This window comes from Phenylobacterium sp., from assembly GCF_035475775.1.
In the GTDB taxonomy this organism is placed as follows: Bacteria; Pseudomonadota; Alphaproteobacteria; order Caulobacterales; family Caulobacteraceae; genus Phenylobacterium.
The window spans coordinates 1-2,397 of record NZ_DATIMC010000146.1; the positions used below are offsets into that span (position 1 = coordinate 1).

The window sequence follows — 2,397 nt, forward strand, 5'->3', positions numbered from 1 at the left end:
GCTGGTACGAGGGCGACGTCGCGATCGGGGCCAAGGGCTCGGTCACCGAGACCTTCGTCAGCCGCTTCAACATCGAGACCTTCGCGACCGCCATCGGGCAGGCGCAGGCGCCGAAGACCCACCCGGCCGACGGCACCAAGAACCCGATCTTCAAGCCGATCCACACCTACCACCTCGGCGTCTGGTTCGACTCGGTCGCGGCGGCGGTGGCGAACGGCTGCCCGCCGAACCAGACGGTGTTCAACGGCGACCACACGGCGGGCCCGCAAGTGCTGAACACCGGCAACTTCAAGGACCTGAACGGCCCGCTGGCGAACATCGACTAGGCCCGGACGGTACACGGCCCGCCCGACCGGGCGGGCCGGCGAGCTTGTGCGGGGCCGGGCCCCGGGCGGCCGCGGAAGCGCTACCTGCGGCGAGGAACGGGGCGACCGTGGCAACGGGCAGGCCACCCCGGCCGGCGGTTGGCGCGGGTCCGGTCACTGACAGCCTTCTCTGATTGGGGCTGAGGGGTCAAGCCGCTCCTGGTTCCTGCCGCGCCCGCGGGTCACTCGCTTCTCTCCGCGGTCGGCGCCGAGGCCGCCGCATCACGGGGTCCGGAGGGTGGGCGTCCCAATCTGTGTCGCGACCTTCGGGGCGGCTGCCCCTCGGCTCCGGGCTCTCAGCGGGATCACCTCGCCCGTCGTCCCCACGGGAACGACGCGGCCCCGTCCCTTCCGGGGCGGGAACTCGCTCTCGGCTAGCCAGGGACGGCGGAGGCCGTTTCCTGCTTGCCCCAACGGAACTCGGCGTCATCGGCCCACATCCGGTGCAGGACGCAGGCGAGCTTGCGCGCGACCGCGACGCGGGCCCGCGCCATGCCGCGGCGCCTGGCGACCTGCATGCCCCAGGCGCGCAGGCTCGACCACCTCCGGCTCCGGACCAGCAGCGAATGGGCGGCCTCGTAGAGGGCGGTCCTGGCGAGTTCGTCGCCGCAGCGGCTGATCCCGCCCTGCACATCGGTCTCCCCGGACTGGTAGCGCTTCGGTGTCAGGCCGAGGTGGGCGCCCACATCGCGCGAGTGCCGGAAGCGCTCGGGCCGGTCGACGGTGGCGCGGAACGCGAGCGCGGTCAGCGGGCCGACGCCGGGGACGCCCATCAGCCGGCGGCAGACCGGCTCGTCGCGCACGATGGCGAGCACGCGCCTGGTGAGTTGCGCCAGCTCGTGCGCCATGGTGGCGACGATCGCGAGCAGCGGCTCGACCGAGGCCGAGAGGACGGCGTCGGCGCCGACCAGCTCCCGGACCCGCGCGGCGAACTCCTTGCGGGCGGGCCGGCCGAGCTTGAGCCCGGCCTCGCGCAGCAGGGCGCGGACGCCGTTCTCGAGGTCGCGCATCTTGTTGAGCACCAGCCGACGCGCCGCCAGCAGGGCGCGCCAGGACCGGCAGGCCGGGCTCTTGACGTGCACCGCCCGGAACCAGCCGGTGCGGACGATCTGGGCGATCCCGCGCGCGTCGTTGCGGTCCGTCTTGTTCGGCATCGCGCCCATGGCCGCCTTGGCCCGGCGCGTCTCGAGGCACACCGCCGGCAGGCCCGCCGCGGTCAGGCCCTCGTGGAGCCAGGCGGCCAGCGAGCACGCCTCCAGGCCGATCCGCTCCATCGCGAACCCGAGCCCGCGAAAGAACGCGACCAAGGCCTCCGGCTCGCTCGGGACGCGCGCCTCCCGCACGATCCCTCCCGCCTCGTCGACCACGCAGACGGTGGTCTCGTCCAGCGACACGTCCAGCCCGGCGAAGTGCTTCACGGCTGCTCCTCCTCGATGCTCGTGGCCGATGCACGCGGACCACGCTCCACCATCCTGGGCGGAGCAGCCACCCCCGGTCGGCAGCCCCAATCACTCCATCTATCCGGAAGGTCGGTGAGCCGAGGCAGCGCCGCGGCGTGCCGTTCAGCCGGTCGGCGAGCCGGCGGAGGCGGGCGCGGGCGAGCGCCTCGGGCAGATGGGGTGATTGGGGTTCCCGACCGGGGGAGTGGCTGCTCTGCCCAGGATGGTGGAGCGTGGTCCGCGTGCATCGGCCACGAGCCTCGAGGAGGAGCAGCCGTGAAGCACTTCGCCGGGCTGGACGTGTCGCTGGACGAGACCACCGTCTGCGTGGTCGACGAGGAGGGTCGGATCGCGAAGGAGGCGCGCGTCGCGAGCGAGCCGGAGGCCTTGGTCGCGTTCTTCCGCGGCCTCGGGCTCGCGATGGAGCGGATCGGCCTGGAGGCGTGCTCGCTGGCCGCCTGGCTCCACGAGGGCTTGGCCGCGGCAGGCCTGCCGGTGGAGTGCATCGAGACGCGCCGCGCCAAGGCGGCCATGGGCGCGATGCCGAACAAGACGGACCGCAACGACGCGCGCGGGCTCGCGCAGATCGTCCG

At 73.5% G+C, this 2,397-nt stretch carries 3 protein-coding genes; 2 read left to right on the forward strand and 1 reads right to left on the reverse strand.

Going from position 1 to position 2,397, the window contains the following annotated elements:
• Positions 1 to 326: hypothetical protein (locus VLI41_RS16795; RefSeq protein WP_325269238.1), on the forward strand; the 326-nt coding region annotated here is incomplete at its 5' end.
• 413 nt (positions 327 to 739) lie between these two features.
• On the opposite strand, the gene VLI41_RS16800 is transcribed toward VLI41_RS16795, so the two are convergent.
• Positions 740 to 1,783 (reverse strand): IS110 family transposase, encoded by a 1,044-nt coding sequence (locus VLI41_RS16800; RefSeq protein WP_325269239.1) that lies wholly within the window; start codon positions 1,781 to 1,783, stop codon positions 740 to 742.
• A gap of 297 nt (positions 1,784 to 2,080) precedes the next feature.
• On the opposite strand from VLI41_RS16800, the gene VLI41_RS16805 reads away from it, so the two are divergent.
• Positions 2,081 to 2,397: IS110 family transposase (locus VLI41_RS16805; protein WP_325269240.1), on the forward strand; the 317-nt coding region annotated here is incomplete at its 3' end.